General features: G+C 70.6%; 19 protein-coding genes. 10 read left to right on the top strand and 9 right to left on the bottom strand.

Features of this window, described 5'->3' with window-relative positions:
• Nucleotides 1–27: 27 nt before the first annotated feature.
• From ACFQW8_RS09270 to ACFQW8_RS09260, 3 genes are read right to left on the bottom strand one after another with little or no spacing between them, the layout of a single operon-like run.
• Nucleotides 28–705 (bottom strand): HAD hydrolase-like protein, encoded by a 678-nt coding sequence (locus ACFQW8_RS09270; RefSeq protein WP_380086750.1) that lies wholly within the window; start codon nt 703–705, stop codon nt 28–30.
• Nucleotides 702–1,238, bottom strand: coding sequence for a GNAT family N-acetyltransferase (locus ACFQW8_RS09265; RefSeq protein ID WP_380086749.1), 537 nt, complete (start codon nt 1,236–1,238; stop codon nt 702–704). Before ACFQW8_RS09265 ends, ACFQW8_RS09270 begins: the two co-directional genes overlap by 4 nt.
• Nucleotides 1,239–1,282: 44 nt before the next feature.
• A complete protein-coding gene (locus ACFQW8_RS09260) occupies nt 1,283–3,418 on the bottom strand; it encodes a penicillin acylase family protein (RefSeq protein ID WP_380086747.1) in 2,136 nt (711 codons plus the stop codon).
• Between the two features lie 23 nt (nt 3,419–3,441).
• Here ACFQW8_RS09260 and ACFQW8_RS09255 point away from each other — a divergent pair, with 23 nt between their 5' ends.
• Both ACFQW8_RS09255 and ACFQW8_RS09250 read left to right on the top strand, forming a co-directional pair.
• Nucleotides 3,442–5,610, top strand: coding sequence for a DUF998 domain-containing protein (locus ACFQW8_RS09255; RefSeq protein WP_380086745.1), 2,169 nt, complete (start codon nt 3,442–3,444; stop codon nt 5,608–5,610).
• Nucleotides 5,611–5,615: 5 nt separating this feature from the next.
• A complete protein-coding gene (locus ACFQW8_RS09250) occupies nt 5,616–6,011 on the top strand; it encodes a hypothetical protein (RefSeq protein ID WP_380086744.1) in 396 nt (131 codons plus the stop codon).
• Here the strand turns inward: ACFQW8_RS09250 and ACFQW8_RS09245 are convergent.
• From ACFQW8_RS09245 to ACFQW8_RS09230, 4 genes are read right to left on the bottom strand one after another with little or no spacing between them, the layout of a single operon-like run.
• Nucleotides 5,992–7,137, bottom strand: a complete 1,146-nt coding sequence (locus ACFQW8_RS09245) for an NAD(P)/FAD-dependent oxidoreductase (RefSeq protein ID WP_380086742.1) — start codon at nt 7,135–7,137, stop codon at nt 5,992–5,994. The genes ACFQW8_RS09250 and ACFQW8_RS09245 overlap by 20 nt on opposite strands.
• 21 nt (nt 7,138–7,158) lie before the next feature.
• Entirely contained in the window at nt 7,159–8,883 is a 1,725-nt protein-coding gene (locus ACFQW8_RS09240; RefSeq protein ID WP_380086741.1) for an AMP-binding protein, read from the bottom strand.
• Between the two features lie 27 nt (nt 8,884–8,910).
• Complete coding sequence (locus ACFQW8_RS09235; RefSeq protein WP_380086740.1) at nt 8,911–9,807, bottom strand: sucrase ferredoxin; 897 nt, start codon at nt 9,805–9,807, stop codon at nt 8,911–8,913.
• Between the two features lie 10 nt (nt 9,808–9,817).
• A complete protein-coding gene (locus ACFQW8_RS09230; protein ID WP_380086739.1) occupies nt 9,818–10,540 on the bottom strand; it encodes a TetR/AcrR family transcriptional regulator in 723 nt (240 codons plus the stop codon).
• A 134-nt stretch (nt 10,541–10,674) separates the two neighbouring features.
• Here ACFQW8_RS09230 and ACFQW8_RS09225 point away from each other — a divergent pair, with 134 nt between their 5' ends.
• Nucleotides 10,675–11,619, top strand: a complete 945-nt coding sequence (locus tag ACFQW8_RS09225; RefSeq protein WP_380086737.1) for an NAD-dependent epimerase/dehydratase family protein — start codon at nt 10,675–10,677, stop codon at nt 11,617–11,619.
• A 12-nt stretch (nt 11,620–11,631) separates the two neighbouring features.
• Here the strand turns inward: ACFQW8_RS09225 and ACFQW8_RS09220 are convergent, their stop codons facing one another.
• Entirely contained in the window at nt 11,632–12,570 is a 939-nt protein-coding gene (locus ACFQW8_RS09220) for a sugar-binding transcriptional regulator (RefSeq protein ID WP_380086735.1), read from the bottom strand.
• Nucleotides 12,571–12,775: 205 nt separating this feature from the next.
• Here ACFQW8_RS09220 and ACFQW8_RS09215 point away from each other — a divergent pair, with 205 nt between their 5' ends.
• Genes ACFQW8_RS09215 through ACFQW8_RS09190 form a run of 6 tightly spaced genes read left to right on the top strand, consistent with a single transcriptional unit; the run spans nt 12,776 to nt 19,706 of the window.
• A complete protein-coding gene (locus tag ACFQW8_RS09215; protein ID WP_380086733.1) occupies nt 12,776–14,173 on the top strand; it encodes an ABC transporter substrate-binding protein in 1,398 nt (465 codons plus the stop codon).
• Entirely contained in the window at nt 14,170–15,168 is a 999-nt protein-coding gene (locus tag ACFQW8_RS09210; RefSeq protein ID WP_380086731.1) for a carbohydrate ABC transporter permease, read from the top strand. The genes ACFQW8_RS09215 and ACFQW8_RS09210 overlap by 4 nt, the downstream gene beginning before the upstream one ends.
• The gene (locus tag ACFQW8_RS09205) at nt 15,165–16,079 is read left to right on the top strand and encodes a carbohydrate ABC transporter permease (protein WP_380086729.1); all 915 of its coding nucleotides are present in this window, start codon (nt 15,165–15,167) and stop codon (nt 16,077–16,079) included. Before ACFQW8_RS09210 ends, ACFQW8_RS09205 begins: the two co-directional genes overlap by 4 nt.
• Before the next feature lie 26 nt (nt 16,080–16,105).
• Complete coding sequence (locus tag ACFQW8_RS09200) at nt 16,106–17,593, top strand: mannitol dehydrogenase family protein (RefSeq protein ID WP_380086726.1); 1,488 nt, start codon at nt 16,106–16,108, stop codon at nt 17,591–17,593.
• On the top strand, nt 17,590–18,660 hold the full coding sequence (locus ACFQW8_RS09195) for an NAD(P)-dependent alcohol dehydrogenase (RefSeq protein WP_380086724.1): 1,071 nt from the start codon (nt 17,590–17,592) through the stop codon (nt 18,658–18,660). The genes ACFQW8_RS09200 and ACFQW8_RS09195 overlap by 4 nt, the downstream gene beginning before the upstream one ends.
• Nucleotides 18,657–19,706, top strand: a complete 1,050-nt coding sequence (locus ACFQW8_RS09190) for a zinc-binding dehydrogenase (RefSeq protein WP_380086722.1) — start codon at nt 18,657–18,659, stop codon at nt 19,704–19,706. Before ACFQW8_RS09195 ends, ACFQW8_RS09190 begins: the two co-directional genes overlap by 4 nt.
• On the opposite strand, the gene ACFQW8_RS09185 is transcribed toward ACFQW8_RS09190, so the two are convergent.
• Complete coding sequence (locus ACFQW8_RS09185) at nt 19,707–21,422, bottom strand: hypothetical protein (protein ID WP_380086721.1); 1,716 nt, start codon at nt 21,420–21,422, stop codon at nt 19,707–19,709.
• Between the two features lie 176 nt (nt 21,423–21,598).
• Here ACFQW8_RS09185 and xylB point away from each other — a divergent pair, with 176 nt between their 5' ends.
• Nucleotides 21,599–23,029 (top strand): xylulokinase, encoded by a 1,431-nt coding sequence (gene xylB, locus ACFQW8_RS09180; protein WP_380086718.1) that lies wholly within the window; start codon nt 21,599–21,601, stop codon nt 23,027–23,029.
• Nucleotides 23,030–23,032 lie beyond the last annotated feature (3 nt).

Here is a 23,032-nt window from a genome sequence, read left to right as displayed (position 1 = left end):
GACCCACGTCCGGCGCTTGGGGACAGGTCAGGGCGACGGACGGGTGAGCTCGGCCCAGGGGATGTCGGCCACTGAGGTCACGACGACGTCGGCGTCACGGGCCAGGACGTCGACCGTCGTCGTGCCCAGCACGGCCACCAGCACACCGGCGGCGGCTGTCCGGCCCGACACCAGCCCCGCGGTCGCGTCCTCGACGACGACACAGTCGCCGACAGGCACACCCAACAGCGCGGCGCCTCGCACATAGGGCTCCGGCCCGGGCTTGCCGTGCGACACGTCGCTCGCCGTCACCACGACCGTGGGCCGCGGCAGCCCGGTTGCAGCCAACCGCGCCTGCGCCAGGTCGCGCTCGCAGGACGTGACGATGGCGTGCGGCACCCCCAGTCGGTCGAGCGTCTCGAAGGCCTCGGCGGCACCTGGCAGCACGACGATCCCCTCGGTGTCGGCGACCTCGATCTCACCGATCCGCGCGTGAGCCACCGACCGCTCCGCCTCGGAACGGTCAGCCATGACGATGTTGATCGTGTTGGCGCTCGTCCGGCCATGGGCACCGTCCAGCGCAGCGGGGGCGATCCCGAACTCCTCGCACCACTGCAGCCAGGAACGGTTGACCGCCGCCAAGGAGTCGATGAGCGTGCCGTCCATGTCGAAGAGCACGCCAGCGAACGTCCGGGCGGGATAGGCGCCCCACAGCACGGCGCTCACAGACCCTCCGGCCGATGCACGAAGGCGAACTGTGCCGTCTTGGGCGGCACTCCGGGCACGGGATGGGGCAGCTCCACGACCGGGCCCAGCTCGTCGGCGAAGCGGTGCACCAGCGCGATGGACTTCTCGTTGCGCACATCCGGTTCCAGGACGAGCCGCTGCACCCCCGCGTCGCCGAACACCTGCCCGAGGAAGAACCCGAGGAGCGCCTCGAGCGAGCCCGACGGACGAGCCCCCGGACGCATGAAGAGGTGGATGCCGAGATCGCCCGGCCGCCGGTCATAGTGCTTGCCGATCTCGTCCACCGCCGGGTCATAGGTCTGCACCAGCGCCAGTGCCTCCCCGTCCAGCTCCACGAGGTCGGCCGTCAGGTGAGGCTGCTCGTCGATCCACGCATAGGTGTCACGCACGTCCTCGAGCGTGTGCTCCTGCATCCCCCAGAACTCGGCGCGGTCCTCCTGCACCCATCCGTGGAGCAGCGCCGCATCGCCTGCGGGGTCCACGGGTCGACGACACAAGGTCTCGAAACCCACGATCAGGTCCTCTTTCGTCTCGTCATCCGTGCGGAGGACGTCGGTCAGGTCGCGCTGGCGTCGTCGAGGTGGTCCAGCACGGCCCAGTCTGTCAGCACGGGCAGGAGCGTCCCATCGAGCCACCGCTCGAACTGGTCGTCGCGATGTGGAGCGCCCATGCCGCCGTCGGCTCCCAGGGGCACCGCCCAGTGCCCGGCGTCGCGGTCGGCCAGGTCCCACACGTAGCGCGCGACCGGGCCGCGGATCGAGATCTCCCGTGCCGCGAGCCAGCCCGAGGCGTTGACGCAGTCGATGTCGCCGGGCAGCGGCCGCCCGGACACGGCCGGAGCCACCTGTGGCAGCCCGAGCCGCTCGAGCACCGAGATCGGGTGATAGCGGTGGTGATCGCCCCAGGGTTGGTCGGTCGGTGCGGCTGCCACCTCGGTCACGCTCCGGCGCACCAGGAGGTCGAGGTCGATCCCGGCACTCTCGAGCACCGGCACCGACGAGGAGTCGAAGAACGCCGGCAGGCAGGCCTCGATGCGCCCGGCGAGACTGAACCACGCGTCATACAGGCGGCCGTGCGGTGACGAGGACGGAACGCCGGCGTATGCCGGGTGTGTCACCAAGTGCCCGGCGATCCGTGCGCGGACCTGGGCGAACCTCGCCGCGGTCACGCTGTCGCTGCGCATTTGGCGGTCCCACCCCATGATCTCGTCCACGAGCGCAGCGGCCGAGGCGTCGAGCTCCCCGCCGGACGCGGGTGCGGCCAGGGCGGAGATCGCGTCGAGCAGCGCGGACCCCGCGATCTGCCGGTCGTCGACCAGGACCTCACGCAGCCCGCTGGCATCCCACTGCTTGCGCTCGTCAAGTCGCTCGGTGAGGCGACGAGCCCGAAACGGCGCCGAGCAGGACGTGCAGATCGCGTCATAGGCAGCGGTCCCACGATGGTTGGCCGTGACCACGACACCGTCGGTGGGTGGGATCTGCGGCAGCTCGGTGTGAAACCCCACCCAGTCGTGCTCCCCCGGCGCGGCCGGCACCACGGGGATCCGGCCCGAGGCCCGCACCGGCACGCGCCCCACGACATGGTGCGCGATGGCACCGGCGACATCGGCCACGACGAGGTTGTTGACCGGCTCGACCCAGGCGGCGAAGGCCGCCTCGACGTCCGCGACCGATCGTGCGCGCAGCAGCGGCAGGATCGCGCCGAGCCCAAGGTCGCCCTCCCGTTGAGACGGCATCGCGAGGCTGAGCGCGCCGCCGCCCGAGTCACGTTGGTCGATGACCACGGGCCCGCGCGCAGTCATCACACACTCGATCTCGACGGGTGCTCCGCCCGACACCTCGACCACCTCGGAGACGACGTCGCACTCCTCGAGCCCACCCGGACCCTGCGCCATCACCCGGCCGCCCTGCGCGACGAGGACCTCGATCCCCACGTCCTGGTAGTCGGCCATGCAGTTCGTGATCGCCCACGCGACCGAGCCGGCATGCGCGAAGTGCTGGACCCCCGGCACACCGGCGAAGGTGAAGCCGGCGACGTCGAACTCCGGACAGGCCAGGTGAACCTGCGCATACACGTTGGGGCTCTCGAACAGGCGATGGGGATCACCGGCGACGATCGGCAGGCCCGACACGGTCCGGGAGCCATCGAGCACGAAGGCGTTCGACCCCGGGGCCCGCCCCGGCTCACGCACCACCAGACCAGCCAGCGGCTGCCCCACAGCGTCCACCAACGCCTGACGCCACAGCTTGTCCGGGAACGTCGAGAAGAGGATGTTGTTGACCGAGAAGACGGCCAGTGGCGTCCACGGCTCCCACGCACCGGGTGCCACCCCCCGCTCGACGAGCTCGGCGCAGGTGGCCCCGGCGGCAAAAGCGGCGCTCACGCCCGCGGCATACGCGGCAAAGAAGTCCTGGCTCTCGGAGTCGAGGGCGGCGAAGGCACCACGCGCCGTCTCGGCGATCCGGGCGCGTCGAGCGAAGGTGTCCCACTCGAGCGCAGCCTTGCCGAGCAGGGCCGCGACGACACCCTCGGCGTGACGCCGATCGGCATCGAGCTGCCACGTCCGGCTCGACGCGGCCTCGACGCCCTGGGCGAAGGCCACATCGGCCACCGACGACGCCCAGATGTGCGGAATGCCGTGCTCGTCCCTGACGATGCGGGCACCATCCGGCAGCAGGCCAGTTGCATCCATGCGGTCACCCTAGGGTGGGACCCATGTCTGGTCCTGGTCCGGGACGTCCCCGTGGCGCCCTGCTGAGTGCGACCACGGCCGTCGTCGCGCTCGTCGGGGGCTGGACCTGGGCGGCGACGCAGCAGCCGGCGGGTTTCGACTCCGTGCGCGAGTCGATCAGCGCCCTCGCCGCCGTCGAGACGCCGCACCGCTGGATCATGACCGTCGCGCTCGTGCTCACCGGCCTGGCCCACATCGGCTCGGCGGTCATGCTGCCCGGCCTGCGGCGAGCGGGTCGTGGGGTGCTCGGTGCTGCCGGGCTCGCCACCATCGGGGTGGCGCTCGTGCCGCTCCCCTCCCGCTCCGACGGGTCCCTCGCCCACACGCTCATCGCCTCGGCGAGCTTCGTGCTGCTCGCGATCTGGCCGTGGTTCGCGGCCGACAGGTCGAGCACCGCACTGGTGCGTCCTGGCGTGGCGCGGCCCGCGGCCGCCGTCATGCTCGCCCTCGTCGCCTCGCTCACCGTGGGCGCACGAGCCGGTATGCCGTTCGGTGCGCACGAGCGCGTCGTCGCCGCACTGCTCGCGCTGTGGCCCCTGGCCACGGCGGTCGTCGCCTGGTGGACGCTGGGTCACCGGATCGGGGAGCGCCGGGTGCGCAGCCTCCTCACGGTCGGCGCCCTCGTTCTCGCCTGTGCCGCCGGGGGGACCGCCGCCACCCGTCTCGCGCCTGCCACGGCCGAGACGACGCACTACTCGGCGGAGGTCCAGCTGTCGATGGACCCGCGCACCTCGAGCCATCTCGTGGCCCAGACCCTCTTCGGCGACATCGACGTCGGCTTCACCGGGTTCGCCCCGGGCATCGAGGCCACCCCCCAGGTCAAGGCGTCGATCGCCCAGCTCCTGAGCCGGCCGGGCATCTCCGTCTCGAGCCTCCAACCTGGGCAGGCAGAGCTCAGCGACGCCGTCCGAGCGGCTGCCCGCGACGTCGGCCTGCGGTTCGCCGGTGGCGCGCTCGTCGTCGTGGCGCTGTGGCTGTGCGTCGGGGCGCTGGTCCGCCGCCGCCCGCCCTCGACCAGGGTCGTGGTGGGGGCCTCGCTCGCATGGGCCATCGCCTGTGGCGCCACGGGCCTGGGTATGTGGCAGACCTACCAGCCGGTCCGGCAGCACGAGTTCACCTCCACCGGTGTCCTCGGGACGGTGCAGCGCAACCAGTCGCTCCTCTCGGACGTCGAGGCGCGCACGGCGCAGGTCTCGCCCTACCTGCGCAACCTCATTGCCCTGTCGTCGGCACTCCAGGACAAGTACTCACCCACCGAGCTCAACCAACCGTCGGCACTGCGCGTCCTGCTCGTGTCCGACCTGCACGCCGGCAACCAGTTCTCGCTCATGCGCACGGTCGTCGAGGAGGAGGACGTCGACCTCGTCGTCGACACCGGGGACCTCGTGAACTTCGGGACGGTCACGGAGGGTGAGGCGTCCGGGATGTTCGCCGGCATCGCCTCCCTCCCGGTCCCCTACCTCTTCACCCGCGGGAACCACGACGCGACCTCGGCGACCGACCGCAGCCTGCTCGACCGCATGGCGCGCATCCCCAACGTCGTTCTGCTGCAGCCTGATGCGGAGACCTACAACGTCATCGAGGCAGGCGGCATACGCATCGGTGGTTTCAACGACCCCCGATGGTTCGGTGACGACGGCAAGCGGAGCAAGGACAAGCAGCAACCGGCCAGGGAGGCCTTCATCGACGCGTTCACGGACGAGGAACCGCTCGACCTCCTCGTGTCGCACGAGCCGTGGGCCGTGCAGGACGTGCCCCGCGCCGATGTCGCCGTCAACGGCCACATGCACACGCCCGACCTCGAGGGCAACCGCATCCAGGCCGGAACCTTCACGGGAGGCGGCCCGCTGACGCACTTCGTCGGTGAGGAGGACGGCGAGGAGCTCATCGGTCAGCCGTCCGCCTTCGACGTGCTGACCTTCGGCGAGACGTGCCGCCTGACCTCGGTGACCCGCTACCGCTACCGCAACGTCATCGAGGGGCGGCCGGCATACGACGACGTCAGCCTCGTCAACGGGAGCCGCATCGACACGATGACCGACCCCGAGCGGACGTGTGAGAGGCCGGAACCCGGCGCCGCACCGCTCGACATCGTCACGGTGCGAGAGGTCCCGGCCCAATCTCCCGAGCCGACGCCGAGCGAGGCAGACTGAGGACCATGGCTGACTACACCGATGCAGAACGTGACACCGTCCGCAACGCCGCTTTCGGGGCCATCGCCCTCGTGAGCAAGGCCGACCCCGGCTTCCTCTCGTCGTTCAAGGAGAGCCTGGCCGGGTCCAAGGCACTGGCCGCCGCCCCCAAGGAGATCACCGAGATCCTGCGCGGCGGAGGGCTGCCCAAGCCCCCGACCGGTGACTCGGCAGCGCAGGAGCAGGCTGTCCTCGCCGGCCTGAGCCAGGCCGTGGGCGTCCTCGAGTCGAAGGCCGACGGTTCGGCGCAGGCGTTCAAGGGCGTCATCCTCGAGGCCACGCAGGCCGTCGCCGACGCCTCCGACGGCGTCAGCCCGGAGGAGCAGGCCGTCCTCGACAAGGTCAGGTCCGCGCTGGCCTGAGCGCTCCCACGAGTCCGGTGACGAGCGGTCGGTTGATCCGGCCGTCGCCCAGACCGAGCTCGACGAGCGCGTCGAAGACCCGACGGTCGCGGCCGGCGGCGCGGATCCCCGCGTCCACCACGGCTGGTGACTGCGCGAGCCGGGACGAGAGCCACGTGTGCCTGAGGTGGGTGCCGAGAAGTTGCCGGACCTCGCGGCGGTGCGCCGCGCCGGCATCGAAGGGGCGACCGGCCCGCACCGCACGAGCAGCGGTGCGACCGCCTGTGATCCCCGTCGCGATGGCGTAGTAGATCCCCTCACCCGTCATCGGGTTGACCAGCCCCGCGGCGTCGCCGACGAGGAGCACGGCACCGTCGGGCTGGTCCCAGCGCCACGAGCTGAGCGGCAGGTGATGACCGAGCCAGCCCGAGCCCGTGCTCGCGGCGCCGGGCAGGAGCGACTCGAGCTGGTCGAGCAGGAGCTGGCGGCTGGGCGCCGGACGCCCGGACCCCTCGCCCGGGAGCAGCTCGCCGTAGCCGACGTTGACGAGCCCGTTGCCGCAGTCGAACGCCCAGGCGTAGGAGGGCTGGCGACGGTCGCCGTAGCGGATGACCTGGCGCCCCCGCCACGCGTCGGTGACCGGGGCGTAGCCGCGCAGGGCCAGGGCACGCGGGTCCCGGCGGCGCCCGAGCAGCTGGGTGCGCACCACCGAGCTGGCCCCGTCGGCACCGACGACCACGGAGGCCTCGATCTCGCCCGCGACACCGAGCGGGTCGGTGCTCAGTGCCGTGACTCGCTGACGACGCAGCTCAGCGCCGGCCGCCACAGCGCGCTCGACGAGGCGCGCGTCGAAGACCTTGCGCGGGATGACGTGGACCTCTCGGTCCATGGCGCCATCGACGCGCACGTCCCCGTGCGAGAGCTCCAGCTGGCGCACCGGCTGCCACCCCTGCACGGCGTCGGCGGCGCCCACCGCGGCGAGAGCGGTGACGACGTGAGGAGCGATGCCGTCACCGCACGACTTGTCACGCGGGAAGTCGCTGCGGTCCAGCAGCACCACGCGCAGGGAAGGGTCCTCGGTGAGCGCACCGAGCGCGGTGGCGGCGCCGGCGGGTCCGGCACCGATGACGAGCAGGTCGACCTTCACGTGACGACTCCCGTATGCCGGTCAGTCGCCACTCAGGATGTCGTCGCGCCATTCGTTCTCGGGCGGCTCGACCTCCCCGCGGGCCATCTGCTCCTCGCGGCCGCGCAGCTCGACCCGCCGGATCTTGCCCGAGATCGTCTTGGGGAGCTCGCCGAACTCAAGGCGTCGCACCCGCTGCCACGGCTGCAGGTGCTCGCGGGCATGGGCGAGGATCGAGCGGGCCGTCTCCTCGGTCGGCTCGTGCCCGGGGGCCAGCACGACGTAGGCCTTGGGCACCGCGAGCCGCACCTCGTCCGGAGCCGGCACGATCGCTGCCTCGGCCACGGCCGGGTGCTCGATCAACACCGACTCCAGCTCGAACGGGCTGATCTTGTAGTCGCTCGCCTTGAAGACGTCATCGGTGCGACCGACGTAGGTGATGTAGCCGTCCGCGTCGACGGAGGCCACGTCGCCCGTGTGGTAGAAACCGTCGGCCATGGCCTCGGCGTTGCGCTCGGGATCGCCCCGGTAGCCGGTCATGAGCGGCAGCGGTGACGCCGCGAGGTCGAGGCACAGCTCGCCCTCCCCGACCCCGGCCACCCGCTCACCCGTCGCCGGGTCCACCAGCACCACCGGGCACCCCGGGAGCGGCCGCCCCATCGACCCGGGCTTGATCGGTGAGCCCGGTGTGTTGCCGACGGCCGCGGTCATCTCGGTCTGGCCGTAGCCGTCACGCAGGTCCAGGCCCCATTTGTCGCGCACCTGGGCGATGACCTCGGGGTTGAGCGGCTCACCGGCACCGATGACCTCACGCAGCGCGCCCGGCCCCTCCGACAGGTCGGCGTTGATGAGCATCCGCCAGACGGTGGGCGGTGCGCAGAACGTCGTGACTCCGCTGTGCCGCAGCACATCCAGAAGCGATTGCGCGTCGAAGCGGGTGTAGTTGTAGACGAGGATCGACGCCTCCGCGATCCACGGGGCGAAGAAGCAGGACCACGCATGCTTCGCCCAACCGGGCGACGAGATGTTGAGGTGCACGTCGCCCGGCTGGAGCCCGAGCCAGAAGACCGTCGAGAGGTGGCCGAGCGGATAGGAGACCTGGGTGTGCTCGACGAGCTTGGGCCTGCTCGTCGTCCCGGACGTGAAGTAGAGCAGCAACGGGTCGGTCGGGGCAGTGCCGGGGTGGGGCAGAGGTGGTGCGTCCACGGCATACGCGTCGTGGAGGTCGTGCCAGCCGTCCGCAGGCCCGACGCTGATCCGCGAGACGTCCCCGGGGAGGCCGACGAACTTCTCGACCTGCGTCGAGTTGGCGATGACGTGCCGGGCGCCGCCACGGGCCACGCGGTCCTCGAGGTCGGCGGCTCCCGCAGCCGAGGTCGTCGGCATGATGACGGCGCCGAGCTTCATCACGGCCAGCATGCAGTCCCAAAGCTCGACCTGGTTGTCGAGCATGATGATCACTGGATCACCCTGTGCCACACCACGATCCGCCAACCACTGGCCAACCCGGTCGGAGCGGCTGGCCATCGCGTCAAAGGTGAACTGCGTGGACGAGCCGTCCTCCTCGACGACCACGAGGGCGTTGGTGGAGTTGCCGCGGGCAATGACGTCGAACCAGTCGACCGCCCAGTTGAAGCGCTTCCCGAGGTCGGGGAAGGAGAAGTCACGGACCGCGCCCTCGTGGTCGCCCCGCCACGCCAGGATCTGGTCGCGGGCGGCTCGATATCTCCGGGTCGCCTCGGTCTCGGTCGTCGACGTCGCTGTCATGGGCTCACCCTGCCACCCAGGAAGCGCTCAGCGCAGATCGGTCACGACAGACGTCCGGTATGCCGTGTGCTCACCCGGGCCCTTGCCGCACGACAGCGGGGCGGGCGGGAGTGCTTCGGCCAGGACCTCGACCCAGGTCGTGTCGGGCAGGGGATCGTCGCCGATGACCTCGACGCGAGTCACGGTGTCGGAGACGACGTCGACGGTCCCCGGTCGGGCAGCCGTGATGGGTGCGGGCCCGTGGGCCGCGAGCACCGACCCGGTGGCAGCCTGCACTGCCGGCGAGAAGCGGGCGAGCCCACGCAGGTGGGACACGTCGACCTCGCCGGAGCGGTGCGAGCGCACGACCTCGACGGCGTTGGGCAGGTCGACCGTGCCGAAGCAGGTGCCGTCGGGCATCGAGATGAACGTCCCGGCGAAGCGGTGGCCACCGAGATGCGTGCACTCCCACACCTCGTCCGGCCAGACCCTCGCGAGCGCTGCCGTGACCGGGCGACCCCGCAGAGCGCAGCACGCGTCGCGCGTCCCCTGGGTGCAGACGAGCAGCATCGGTTCGGCGAGCGTCTCGGAGTGGGTCAGGGGAGACCCGAGCGCCGCGACGGCAGCCAGCAGGTCGTCACTCGTGCGCCACGTGCCGGAGACCATGGTCCCGTGGGCGGTGTCCACGGCATACCAGGCGGGTGACTGGTCGGGGTCGCGGCGGCCGGGACGGCGCATGAGGAGCGAACGACCCTGCAGCTCGGCGCAGGTGGCCTCGATGGCACGCGCCACCGGGCCGGCGATGCCGGGTGTCTCGAGGTGGTCCTTCGACCACGGGCCGGGGTGCTCGATGAGCAGCCAGCGGCGAGCCACGGGGGCCGACCCGAGCATGGGTTCACCTCGCCCACGGAAGGCGTTGGAGCAGCGGACGGCTTCTGGTGTCACACGTTCGATGCTACGTGCCCCGCGCGCGCTGTCGAGGCGCCCTGCCGCTGGGCGGAACGAGTCCCATCTGGCGCGTGATCCCAAGGACCTGGTGCTCGAACAGGGCGGCAGGAGCGGTGAGCGGCCCATAGGCATGGAACAGCTCGAAGCTCACCAACCCGTAGACCGCGGACCAGGCCGCCATGCCGCGGGCCATGAGCGCGAGCGGCACACCGACGAACGGCGGCGCCGCCGTGAGGGCGGCCAGGTCCACGGCGAGCTCCTCGTCGACGGGGTCGCCCGGGTCGGTGAGAGCGCCACTGGCCAGCCCGTCCGCGAGGAGGCCCGCGAGCACCGTGGTCACCCGCATGGCCGGGGCGAGCGTGTCCTGGGGGGCGGCGTAGCCCGGGACCGGGCTACCGAAGATCAGGGCGTACTCGTTCGGTGACGACAGCGCCCAGTCGCGGATCGCCCCGGCCAGCGCGACGAACCTGGCGTGCAGGTCCTCGCGTGGCTGGGCGGCCTCTGCGGCCTCGACGGCCTCACCCATGTCGTTGTAGGAGTCGATGATCAGGGCGGTGAGCAGGGCGTCGCGCGAAGGGAAGTAGCGATAGACGGCCGACGAGACCAGCCCGACGTCCCGGGCCACGGCCCGCAGCGAGAGGTTGGCACCGTCGACGGCCAGGCGGGCCCGCGCCGCCGCCTTGATCTCCTCGAGCGTCTCCGCCCGGAGCCGCTCTCGCGTCGTCGTCATCACTCGATTCTGGCACGACTCAGCGAGCACCGCTCCCCTGAGAGAGCACTGCTCTTGCCAAGTCGCGTACGAGGCCCTACATTGTGAGAGCAGTGCTCTCTCAACCTGGGCGAGCCGTGAGGTCAGGAGTGGACATGGCACGACACGTGGTGCTGGGAGCGGGACCGGTGGGATCGGCGATCGCGACCAACCTGCTCGAGCGAGGTGAGGACGTCACCGTGGTGACGCGTTCCGGCGGAGGTCCCGAAGGCACGACCCGGGTCCGGACGGATGTCGCCGATGCGACAGCCCTGTCCGCGGTCGCCGAGGGTGCGCAGGTCATCTACAACGCCCTCAACCCGGCGGACTACAACGCCTGGCCGACGACCTGGCCGCCGCTCGCGGCCTCGATCCTCACCGCCGCCGAGCGCTCCGGCGCCGTCGTGGCGGTCGTCGACAACCTCTACCCGTTCGGGCCCGTCGACGTCCCGATGTCGGCCGCCCTGCCCGACCGACCGAGCAGCGTCAAGGGCGCGATCCGGATGCGGATGTGGCAGGACCTCCTCGCCGCGGTCGAGTCCGGCCGCATCTCCGGTGCCGTGGCCGTGCGCGGCTCGGACTACGTCGGGGCCGGACCCTCGCTGGTCAGCCTGCTCGTCTATGCGCGTGCGGCTCAGGGCAAGCGGGCCTTCGTGCCGGCCGACCTCGACGCTCCCCACACGTGGACCAACCCGGGCGATGCCGGTCGGCTGCTCGTCGAGGCAGCCCTCGACCCACAGTTCCACGGGCGCTACTGGTTGGTGCCGAGTGCTCCCGCGGTGTCGGTCCGCGTGCTCGCCGAGCGGGCGGGGACGATCGCGGGGTGGCCGCCGGTCAGGTTGAGCCACCTGCCCCGCCTCGCCGTGCAAGGGGCCGGGGTCTTCAGCTCCATGGCCAAGGCCACCCTGGAGATGGCCTACCAGTTCCACCGGCCGTTCCTCGTCGACGCCTCCGAGACGGCCGAGCGCTTCGGCGGTGGGTTCACCCCGCTCGACGAGTCCCTCGTCCAGAACCTCACCGACGCCGGCTTCCTCGGGCAGCCAGCCCGCGCCAGCTCCTGACCGGTCGACTCGTCAGTGACGGGCGAGGAGGAGGTCGGCGGTCTCGGCCGTGGTGACCAGTGAGTGGATGAGCCCACCCCGGACGGCCGCCCCGATGGCCGCGACCTTCTCCGCCCCGTGGGCGATGGCGATGACCTGGCGTATGCCGTGCAGCTGGGTTCCCGTGAGCCCGACGATCCGGGCCGTGAGCGGGGTGTCGACGACGACGCCCTCGGCGTCGAAGAAGACCCCGGCCGCCTCGCCGACGGCCCCGGCCCGGGTCACCCCTCTGCGCTCGGCCGGGCTGAGGACGTCGTGGATGGTCGACACGTCCGGGGCCCAGGCCCCGAGCCCGATGACGGCCAGGGTCACGTCGGCCACGTGGTCGAGCGCCTCCCGCACGGGAGGTTGGCGCCGCATCACCTCGGCGCTCGCGGCGTCGTCCAGGAGCAGGGGGGAGTAGAAGACGTGGCGCCCACCTCCGGCGATCCGGGCCGCGCGGCGCACGACGTCGACCGAGCTGCTGTCCTCCTCGGGTGTGACCATCGCGCCGCTGAGCTGCACGACGGGGATCTCCGGGAGCCGCTCGAGCGCATCGACCATGCGGCTCACGGAGCGGCTCCACGGCAGGCCCAGGACGTCGCGGTCGGTCACGAGCTCGGTGAGCAGCGCTGCGGCAGCGGCGGACACACCCGGGTCGGCCTCGGCGCCCGACCCGGGGACGACGACACAGTGATGGAGTCCCAGGACCTCCCGCAGCTCCGCCGACCGGTCGGTGTCGATGCCCAGGGGCGAGACGATCTCGATCTTGACCATGCCGCTCTCCCGAGCGGACTCGAGCAGCCGGGCGACCTTGAAGCGGCTGATGCCCAGCGACGTCGCGAGGTCGACCTTGGACTCGCCGTCGATGAGGTGCCGCCGCGCCACGGCGGCAGCCAGGACGGCCTCCGAGGGACCGAGGGCTTCAGGCACGCGCACCATCCTCCCAGCGGCCTCGTGTCCCGGAGGCCACCTCCGGACACTGCCTTCCGCTCGCGCGACGACAAGTTGACCTGTTGACAGGGCGGCACTTTCCCGACAGGCTCATGTGTGCACCATACTCGCTCATTTGAGCGCACGAGTGGGAACGACCACACGGCTCGACAGTCAACGGCGACGGCGAAACAGGAGGGCGACGATGCCCGGAAGCACACGGCATACCCCGACTCATGGCAGACGACGCGGGAGGTGGGCCGCGGTCGCGACGGCCGGGGCGGTCAGCTTGGCGCTCACCGGCTGCGCCGGCTGGGGTGGCGGCGCGGTGGGCGGTGGCGGCGCCGACTCGATCGACGTCCTCATGGTCAACAACCCCCAGATGGTCGACCTGCAGAAGCTCACCGCCCAGCACTTCACGGCCGAGACCGGCATCCGGGTCAACTTCACCGTCCTCCCCGAGAACGACGTGCGCGACAAGATCAGCCAGGAGTTCTCGAGCCAGGCCGGCCAGTACGACGTGGCGTCCCTGTCGAACTTCGAGATCCCGATCTATGCCAAGGCCAAGTGGATCGCGCCGATGGACGACTACATCGCCAGCGACCCCGACTTCGACCAGGACGACATCCTCAAGCCCATGACGACCTCGCTGTCGAGCGACGGCAAGATCTACGGGCAGCCGTTCTATGGGGAGAGCTCGTTCCTCATGTACCGCAAGGACGTCTTCGCCGCAGAGGGCATCACGATGCCCGAGAAGCCGACGTGGCAGGAGGTCGCGGACATCGCGGCCAAGGTCGACGGCGCCGAGCCGGGGATGGCCGGCATCTGCCTGCGTGGCCAGCCGGGGTGGGGCCAGATCTTCGCGCCGCTCACGACCGTCGTCAACACGTTCGGCGGCACGTGGTTCGAGAAGGACTGGACGCCCAAGGTGAACTCCCCCGAGTTCACCGAGGCGGTGCAGTTCTACGTCGACCTCGTCCGCGAGCACGGTCAGAACGGCGCTCCGCAGTCCGGGTTCACCGAGTGCCTCAACAACCTCGTCCAGGGCAACGTCGCCATGTGGTACGACGCGACCTCGGCCGCCGGTTCGCTCGAGGCCGACGACTCGCCCACCAAGGGCAAGTTCGGCTACGCGCCGGCGCCCGTCGTCGAGACCGACTCCGCCGGCTGGCTCTATGCCTGGTCGTGGAGCATCCAGCAGGCCAGCGAGAAGAAGGACAACGCGTGGAAGTTCATCTCGTGGGCCTCGGGCAAGGAGTACGAGCAGCTCGTTGGTGAGGAGATCGGCTGGACCAGCGTCCCCGCCGGCAAGCGCGCCTCGACCTACGAGAACGCCGACTACCTCAAGGTCGCGTCTGCGTTCGCCGAGCCGACGAGGGCCGCGATCGAGGCGGCCGACCCGACGAACCCCGGCGTCCAGCCGCGACCCGCCATCGGCATCCAGTTCGTCGACATCCCCGAGTTCCCCGACCTCGGGACCCAGGTGAGCCAGGACGTCAGCTCCGCCATCGCCGGACAGATGACCGTCAAGGAGGCCCTCGACCGCGGTCAGGACCTCGCCGAGGACGTCGCCGAGCGCTACCAGACGAGGAGTGGATCATGAGTTCGGACGTCAGGACATCGGGTATGCCGGACAGTCCCCTGCCGTCGTCGGCTGCCGGTTCGGACACCTCGGGCAGGACGCCGCAGGAGAACGCCGAGCGGGCGACCCGGTTGGCCAAGGCGGGTGACTGGTCCCGGCGGGCGCCCCTGCTGCCGGCCCTGATCTTCGTCGTCATCCTCACCCAGCTCCCGTTCGTCGCGACGATCGTGGTGTCGTTCATGAACTGGAACGCCTACTACCCGGACGAGCGCGGGTTCGCGGGCTTCGACAACTTCGCCCGCGTCTTCACCGACAGCAACACCCGCAACGCGGTCATGGTGACGATCGTGCTCACGGTGTCCGTCGTCGGCATCAGCCTGGTGCTGGGCATGCTCATCGCGCTCCTCCTCGACCGCAGGTTCATGGGTCGCGGGATCGTGCGAACGCTGATGATCACGCCGTTCCTCGTCGTGCCCGTCGCGGCGGCGCTGCTGTGGAAGCACGCGCTCTACAACCCCGAGTACGGGCTGCTCAACGGGCTGCTCACGACGGTCCTGGGCGACGACGCCCCCCAGCCCGACTGGATCAGCAACAACCCGCTCATCGCGATCATCGCCGCCCTCGTCTGGCAGTGGACGCCCTTCATGATGCTCATCCTGCTCGCCGGTCTGCAGTCCCGACCGCTCGACGTCGTCGAGGCCGCGCGGATCGACGGGGCCAGCTCGTGGCAGATCTTCCGGACGATGACGCTGCCGCACATGAGGCAGTACATCGAGCTAAGCGGTCTGCTCGGCGCGATCTATGTCGTCCAGAACTTCGACCACGTCTTCACGATCACGTCCGGTGGCCTCGGCACGGCGAACCTGCCGTACTTCATCTACCAGACCTTCTACACCGCCCAGGACTACGGGCGCGCCTCTGCCGCAGGCGTTGTCGTCGTCGTCGGCACCATCATCATCGCGACCCTCGCGTTGCGAACCGCGTTCAGCCTCTTCCAGGAGGACAACAAGTCATGAGCACCACCGAACGGCAGGGCCTCGAGCCCGAGGCCTACTACAAGGACGGAGCGCGGGTCGCCCACCCGGATGCGCCGCGGCAGCCGATCAACCATGCGCAGAGCCCCAAGTCGCACATCCTGCTCACGGTCGCGGCCTGGGCGTGCGGCCTGCTGTTCGCCCTGCCCGTGGCGTGGATGATCCTCACGTCGTTCCACAAGGAGGAGGACGCGGCAACCAACCCGCCGAGCGTCTTCGCGCCGCTCAGCCTCGACGGCTACCGGGCGTTCTTCGACGCCGGGCCGTGGCCGCCGCTGGCCAACTCGCTCACGGCGAGCGTGGTGTCGACCATCCTCGTGCTCGCGCTGGCCTTCCCCGCGGCGTACGCCCTGTCGATCCGGCCGGTGAAGAAGTGGACCGACGTCCTCTTCTTCTTCCTGTCGACCAAGATGCTGCCGATCGTCGCGGGCATCCTGCCCATCTACCTCTTCGCGCAGCAGTTCAACCTGCTCGACAACATCTGGCTGCTCATCATCCTCTACACGTCGATGAACCTGCCGATCGCGGTCTGGATGCTGAGGTCGTTCCTCGCCGAGGTGCCGGTCGAGATGCTCGAGGCGGCCCAGGTCGACGGCGCCTCGCTCCTCGTGACGCTGCGCAAGATCATCGCGCCCGTCGTCATGCCCGGCATCGCCGCGGCCGGGCTCATCTGCTTCATCTTCAGCTGGAACGAGCTGCTCCTGGCTCGCGTCCTCACCGGGACCGTTGCGGGAACCGCTCCGGTGTTCTTGACTGGGTTCGTGACCAGTCAGGGCCTCTTCCTCGCCAAGGTGTGTGCGGCCTCCTTCGTCGTCTCGCTGCCGGTGCTCGCCGCTGGGTTCGCCGCGCAGGACAAGCTCGTGCAGGGCCTCTCGATGGGCGCCGTCAAGTGACGCCGGGCCGCTCGACGTCGGAACGGGTGAAGCTCTCTTCGACGACGCTCGGGGAGCTGCCCGAGGACGTGGGGCGGCCGGCATACGACCGCTCGACGGTGACCCCCGGCATCGTCCACTTCGGTGTCGGCGGCTTCCACCGGGCACACCAGGCGATGTACCTCGACCTGCTCATGAACCAGGGCGAGGCCCTCGACTGGGGCATCGTCGGCGTCGGTCTCATGCCCGGTGATGCCCGGATGCGTGACGCGATGGCGGCTCAGGACAACCTCTTCACGCTCGTCGTGAAGCACCCGGACGGTCGGCTCGAGCCGCGGGTCATCGGGTCGATGGTCGACTACCTCTTCGCACCCGACGACCCGTCAGCCGTGCTCGACCGGCTCGTCGACCCGGCGACCCGGATCGTGTCGCTGACGGTCACCGAGGGTGGCTACCACGTCAACCAGGTGACCGGGGAGTTCGATGCGAATGACCCTGTCCTGCAGGCCGACCTGGCCGCAGACCTTGACAACGGGGGTATGCCGCAGAGCATGTTCGGCTTCGTCGTCGAGGCCGCGCGGCGGCGCCGGGCGGCCGGCACCGACCCGTTCACGGTCATGTCGTGCGACAACCTCCCGGGCAACGGTGACGTCGCCAGGAAGATGATCGTGGCGTTCGCCCGGCTGGTGGACGACGACCTGGGGGCGTGGATGGAGGAGAACGTCGCGTTCCCCAACTGCATGGTCGACCGGATCACGCCCGTCACCTCAGCCGAGGACATCGCGGCCCTGGCCTCGACCTTCGGAGTCGACGATGCGTGGCCCGTGGTGTGCGAGCCGTTCACCCAGTGGGTGCTCGAGGACCACTTCCCGTCTGGCAGACCGCCACTCGAGGACGTCGGGGTGCAGATCGTCGACGACGTCGTGCCCTACGAGCTGATGAAGCTGCGGCTGCTCAACGCGAGCCACCAGGCGCTCTGCTACCTCGGCTACCTGTCCGGCTACCGCTATGCGCACGAGGTGGCACAGGACCCCCTCTTTGCCGAGTTCCTCCTGGGCTACATGCAGGAGGAGGCCTCGCCGACGCTGCCCGAGGTCCCCGGCGTCGACCTCGGCGTATATCGGCGACAGCTCATCGAGCGCTTCGCCAACCCCGAGGTCCGCGACACCCTGGCCCGGCTCTGTGCGGAGAGCTCGGACCGCATCCCCAAGTGGCTCGTCCCCGTCATCCAGGCGAACCTCGGTGCCGGCGGCGGCTTCGAGCGATCGGCGCTCGTCGTGGCGTCGTGGGCGCGCTACGCCGAGGGAGTCGACGAGTCGGGGGAGCCCATCGAGGTCGTCGACCGGCACCGTGACAGGGTGATGGCTGCCGCCCGGAAGTACGAGGAGGATGAGCTCGCCTTCCTGCGCGACCGGGACCTCTTCGGGAGTCTCGTCGACAACGAGCCCTTCACGACGGCATACATCGCGTTCCTGAAGTCGCTGCACGACAATGGCGCTCGCACCACCCTCGAGGATCTGGAGTCCAATCGATGACCACTGACCGGCTGCCCGAGTCGATGAGGGTGGCCGTCCTGGCCGAGCCGGGGTCGATCGTCATGGAGTCGCGTCCGGTGCCCACGCCCGCCGCCGGCGAGGTGCTCATCGAGGTGCGCTCGGTCGGCGTGTGTGGATCCGACACGCACTACTACGACCATGGCCGGATCGGTGACCTCGTCGTCACGGGTCCCCTGGTGCTGGGGCACGAGAGCGCCGGCGTCATCGTGGCGGTGGGGACCGGGGTCGACCCGGCACGCGTCGGTGAGCGGGTCGCGATCGAGCCGGGCGTTCCGTGCCGTTCGTGCGCGCAGTGCCTGGGTGGGCACTACAACCTCTGCCCCGACATGGCCTTCCACGCGACGCCACCGATCGACGGGACCCTCGCGGAGTACGTCGTGCACCCGTCGTCGTTCGCGTTCTCGCTGCCGGACTCGGTCTCGCTCGACGAGGGCGCCCTGCTCGAGCCGCTGTCCGTGGGGATCTGGGCCTGCCGACGGGCTGGGGTCGCGCCGGGGGTGCGGGTGCTCGTCACGGGCGCCGGGCCGGTCGGCCAGCTGGCCGCGCAGGTCGCGGTGGCCTTCGGCGCCTCGGAGGTCGTCGTGGCCGACGTCAACGCGCACCGTCTGTCGGTGGCCTCCTCGTTGGGAGCCACGAGGACGGTGGACGTGTCGTCGACGTCCCTGGCGGAGGCGTATGCCGGCCGCCCCGGTCCCGAGGTCGTCCTCGAGTGCTCGGGTCACGAGGGTTCGACGCAGGCCGCGATCCGGGTGGCGGCCCCGGCTGGTCGGGTCGTGCTCATCGGCATGGGCGGCGACACGCTCGGGCTGCCGCTGGGAGAGGTGCAGAACCGCGAGCTGTGGGTGACCGGTGTCTTCCGCTACGCCAACACCTGGCCCACCGCGATCGACCTCGTCGCCTCTGGTCGGGTCACGCTCAGGCCGCTGGCGACCGGCCACTTCGACCTCGAAGGCACCGAGGGCGCCCTCACCGCCGCCCGCACCGACCCCCAGGCCATCAAGTCGATCATCCACCCGGTGGCGACGGCTGAGGTCACCGCCGGATGAGGACGATGGCGGCGGTGCGGTTGCCGGGCGACAGCACGGTGGAGCACGTGACGGTGGACGTGCCGACGCCCGGGCCGGGCCAGGTGCTGCTGCGGATGCGCGCATCATCGGTGTGCGGCAGTGACATCCGCGCGATCTATCGCGAGCACCTCGGCCACGGAGCCGAGGCCTACCAAGGTGTCGTCGCCGGCCACGAGCCCTGCGGCGACGTCGTCGAGCTCGGCCCGGGGGTCACGACGCTCGAGGTGAGCGACGGGGTCGCGGTCTATCACATCACCGGCTGCGGCGCGTGTGCCGAGTGCCGCATCGGCTATCCCATCGGCTGCACCGCGCCGACCCGCGCGGCCCACGGCTGGCAGCGCGACGGCGGACATGCCGAGTTCATGCTTGCCGAGTCGGTGTCGTGCCTGCGCCTGCCCGAGGGCGTGACCCACGTCGATGGTGCGCTGGTCTCGTGCGGGTTCGGCACGGCATACGAAGGCTTGCTCCGCGCCGGCGTCAGCGGTCGCGACCGGCTGCTCGTCACGGGGTTGGGTCCGGTCGGGCTCGCGGCAGCCATGCTCGGCAGGCACCTGGGTGCCGCGACCGTCATCGGGCTCGAACCCAACGCCGAACGCGCTGCCCTGGCCCGCGAGCTCGACCTCGTCGACGTCGTGGTCACCGATCCCGGCGAGCTGGCTGACGCCGTCGGTGACGCGACGGGCGGGCGGGGGTGCGAGGTGAGCATCGACTGCAGCGGCAACGAGCACGCGCGTCTCGCAGCGCTCTCGAACACCGCCAACCGGGGCCACTGCGTCATGGTGGGCGAGGGCGGCCAGATGACCTTCCCCGTCTCGGACCTGCTCATCCACCACCAGATCACGATGCACGGGTCCTGGGTGACGTCCCTGGGTCACATGGCCGAGCTGCTCGACCTGCTCGCCCGATGGGGTGAGCACCCCGAGCGGATCGTCACCCACCGCTTCGCGCTCGCCGACGCCGCAGATGCGTATGCCGTCGCCGCCGCGGGCGCCTCCGGCAAGGTCGTCATCACCTGGGACGGGTGATCACGACAACGTAGGTCCGAAACGACGGATCCCTTCCGCGGCCATGTCATCGGTTCCGGTGTAGGTGCGCGCATTGCCCGACAGGGTCGCCGACGCCCGGTGGACGGCGCGCGCTCCGGTGTCCAGGCTCCGCTCCGACTGGCCCAGCTGTTTGTTCAGGGCCGTCGCCAGCGTTGTCGCGGCGGGGACCTCGCCGAGGCTGCTCGCTGCGACGGTGATGCCCCCGACGAGGTTGGCGGCACCCGTGAGGGGCCTTGCCGCGGTGTCCAGGTCCGAGGCCGCACCGCGCAACGTCTCCGGTGAGACGTCGACCTCCTCGCTGAGCCCCAGCTCGGCCAGCGAGGTCTGGGTCATGTAGGGGTTGGCCCACAGCTCGTCGTCGCCGGAGCCGTCAGGGCCGTACTCGTCGGCCGCCGACTCGTAGGTCGTGATGATCTGGCCGTCGAGCTCGATGATCCCCTCGGACATGTTGGGCAGCTCGTAGGGTTCACCGCGGTTGCCGTTGCCCGACTCGTCGTCCTGACGCTCCTGGGTGATCAGCCGTCCGGGCTCGGTGCGGCCGAGAGAGGTGGAGAAGACGTACTCCCCGTCGCGCACGACGACGCCCTGGGCCTGCGGTGGCGTGTGCACGTAGCCGCTGCCACCCCCGAAGCCGGTGTCCTGCGTCCACCCACCGCGCCCGTCCGGAAGGTAGCGGTACAGCCTGCCGTCGTCGTCCTCGCCGTCGTAGGCGTTGCCCCCACCCCCGATGTCCTCGCTGTGTGTCCCGACGTAGAGCGCGCCGTCACTGAGGGTGCCGTAGGCGCCGGCACCGTTGGGCAGCTGCGTGGGTGGCCCGATCGGGTCGACGGGTGCGCTGCCGCCGCTCATCAGGTCCGAGTTGCGGTAGGTGAAGACGTGCGAGGGCTCCCCGCTCGAGGTCACGTAGGTGTACTCGCCGTCGGAGGCCACCCCACCGGCGTGGTCGGGAGTCGTGATGTTGCCGTGGCCACCCAGCTCAACGTCCACCATCTCCTGACCCGTGGTCGGGTCGACCATCGACAGCGTCGAGTTCTGGCCCTCGTCCTTGGAGTAGCTCGTCTGGATGATCCACCCCGTGTCAGGGTCGAGACCGAGCCCCTGCGGGATGAGGCCACGGCCGTCGCCCGAGACCCCGAGGTTCGGGATGAGCGGTCCGAAGCCACCACCGTTCTCCCGCAACCACTCGGCGGTCTGGGTCATGCCGGACTGCAGCCACTCCAGGGTGTCCGCGTCGAGGGAGCTGGGGTCGATGGTCTCGCCCGACGCGAACGCGGCAACGGTCCCCAGCCGCGTGTTGTAGTCCGCCGACACACTGAGCAGCCGGCCGTGGACCACCAGGGCGAGCAGGCCCTTGATCACGGGGTTGAGCCCAGCGGGCCGGTTGCGCCAGTGAGCGATGACCGTGTCGGCGTTGCCGGCCATCACGTCGTACTCGTTGGCGCTGGTGGTCAGGGCGGTCTGGATCCGCCCGAGGACGAAGTAGTTGACCTCGATGCCCTGGCTCACCCCTGCCGTTCGGACGCGGTAGCCAGCGGAGGCCGCGCTGGTCCACTGCGGGCGGTCTGCGGCCTCGGCGACGCGGGTCGATGCCTCGTTGACCTTCTTCATCGCGTCACCGACGACGTCCGCCTCGCCCCTGAGCGTGGCGGAGCTGCCCGAGACGAGCCTGCGATAGAGATCCTGAGGATCGACCATCAGCACTCCCTCCCCACATGGCGGCCACTCGGTAGCGACACACCTTCTCGGAATCCAAGCACGGATCCGCGCACGCGTCAGTGGGGAGCACTCCCCGCCGCCGATGCTGCCGACCAGGACCGGCCGCTCCGTGGCTGATCCGTGCGAGATCACCTCGCGTCAGGGAGGATGCTGTCATGCCTTCGACCTCCGATCAGCAGCTCGTGGCCGGCGTCGACAGCTCGACCCAGTCGTGCAAGGTGCTCGTCTGTGACGCAGAGACCGGCGAGGTCGTCCGGCAGGGCCGCGCGTCGCACCCGGACGGAACCGAGATCCACCCGGGGAAGTGGTGGACGGCCTACGAGTCCGCCACGAGTGGCGGTCTGCTCGACGGGGTCTCCGCCATCGCTGTCGGGGGGCAGCAGCACGGCATGGTCACCCTCGACGACTCCGACGAGGTCGTGCGACCGGCGCTGCTGTGGAACGACACGCGTTCGGCGCAGGACGCGACCGACCTCATCGAGGAGTTCGGTGGGGCGCAGCGGTGGGCGCGTGAGGTCGGCGTCGTGCCGGTCGCATCGTTCACGGTGACCAAGCTGAGGTGGTTGCACCGCTCGGAGCCCGAGTCCCTCGAGCGCACGCGAGCCTGCGTGCTCCCTCACGACTGGCTGACCGGACAGATCCTCAAGCAGGGCAGCGGTTTCGAGGCGTGGACGACGGACCGTGGGGACGCGTCCGGCACGGGCTACTGGTCCACGGGCTCTGGCGACTACCTCCCCGAGATCCTCGACCTCGCCATCGGCCGGCAGATCGAGCTGCCCCGGGTCCTCGGGCCGACCGAGGCGGCCGGACGCACCCAGTCCGGACTCGTCGTCGCACCGGGCACGGGCGACAACATGGGTGCCGCACTCGGGCTGGGCCTGCGCCCGGGCGACGCCGTCATCTCCCTCGGGACCAGCGGCACGGCCTTTGCCCGCCACGACGCCGCCATTGCCGATGCCAGTGGTGCCGTGGCGTCGTTCGCCGACGCCACCGGCGGCTTCCTGCCGCTGCTCGCCACCCTCAACGCGGCGCGGGTCCTCACGGCCGGCGCGTCCATGCTGGGCGTGGAGCTCGCGGAGCTCGACCGACTCGCCCTGGCCGCCGAACCCGGCGCGGGCGGCCTCACCCTGCTCCCCTATCTCGACGGCGAGCGCACCCCCAACCTGCCCACGGCCACCGGCACCCTCTCCGGCCTGACCCGCGGCAACGCCTCCCCCGAGAACCTCGCTCGCGCCGTGGTCGAGGGCATGCTGGCCAACCTCGCGGAGGCGCTGGATGCGTTGCGGGGACAGGGAGTTCGCGTCGAGCGTGTGCTCCTCATCGGCGGCGCGTCCGCCTCCGCCGCGGTGCAGTCCATGGCCGCCGACCTCTTCGGAGCCGAGGTCCACGTGCCCGTTTCGGGCGAGTACGTCGCCCTCGGAGCGGCCCGCCAGGCCGCCGCCACGCTCCTCGGCACCGACGTGGCCGACTGGACGGTGGAGACTGATGCCGTCCTCGAGCCGGACGCCAGGATGAGCGAACGGGTCGCCGAGCTCCGCGGACGGTACGCCGCCCTGCGAACCCAGCTGCACGGCATACCCAGCTGACGG

This window comes from Knoellia altitudinis, assembly GCF_042666355.1.
In the GTDB taxonomy this organism is placed as follows: Bacteria; Actinomycetota; Actinomycetes; order Actinomycetales; family Dermatophilaceae; genus Knoellia; species Knoellia altitudinis.
The sequence above is the reverse complement of the archived record's forward strand: the minus strand, read 5'-3'. Positions and strand labels throughout refer to the sequence as shown.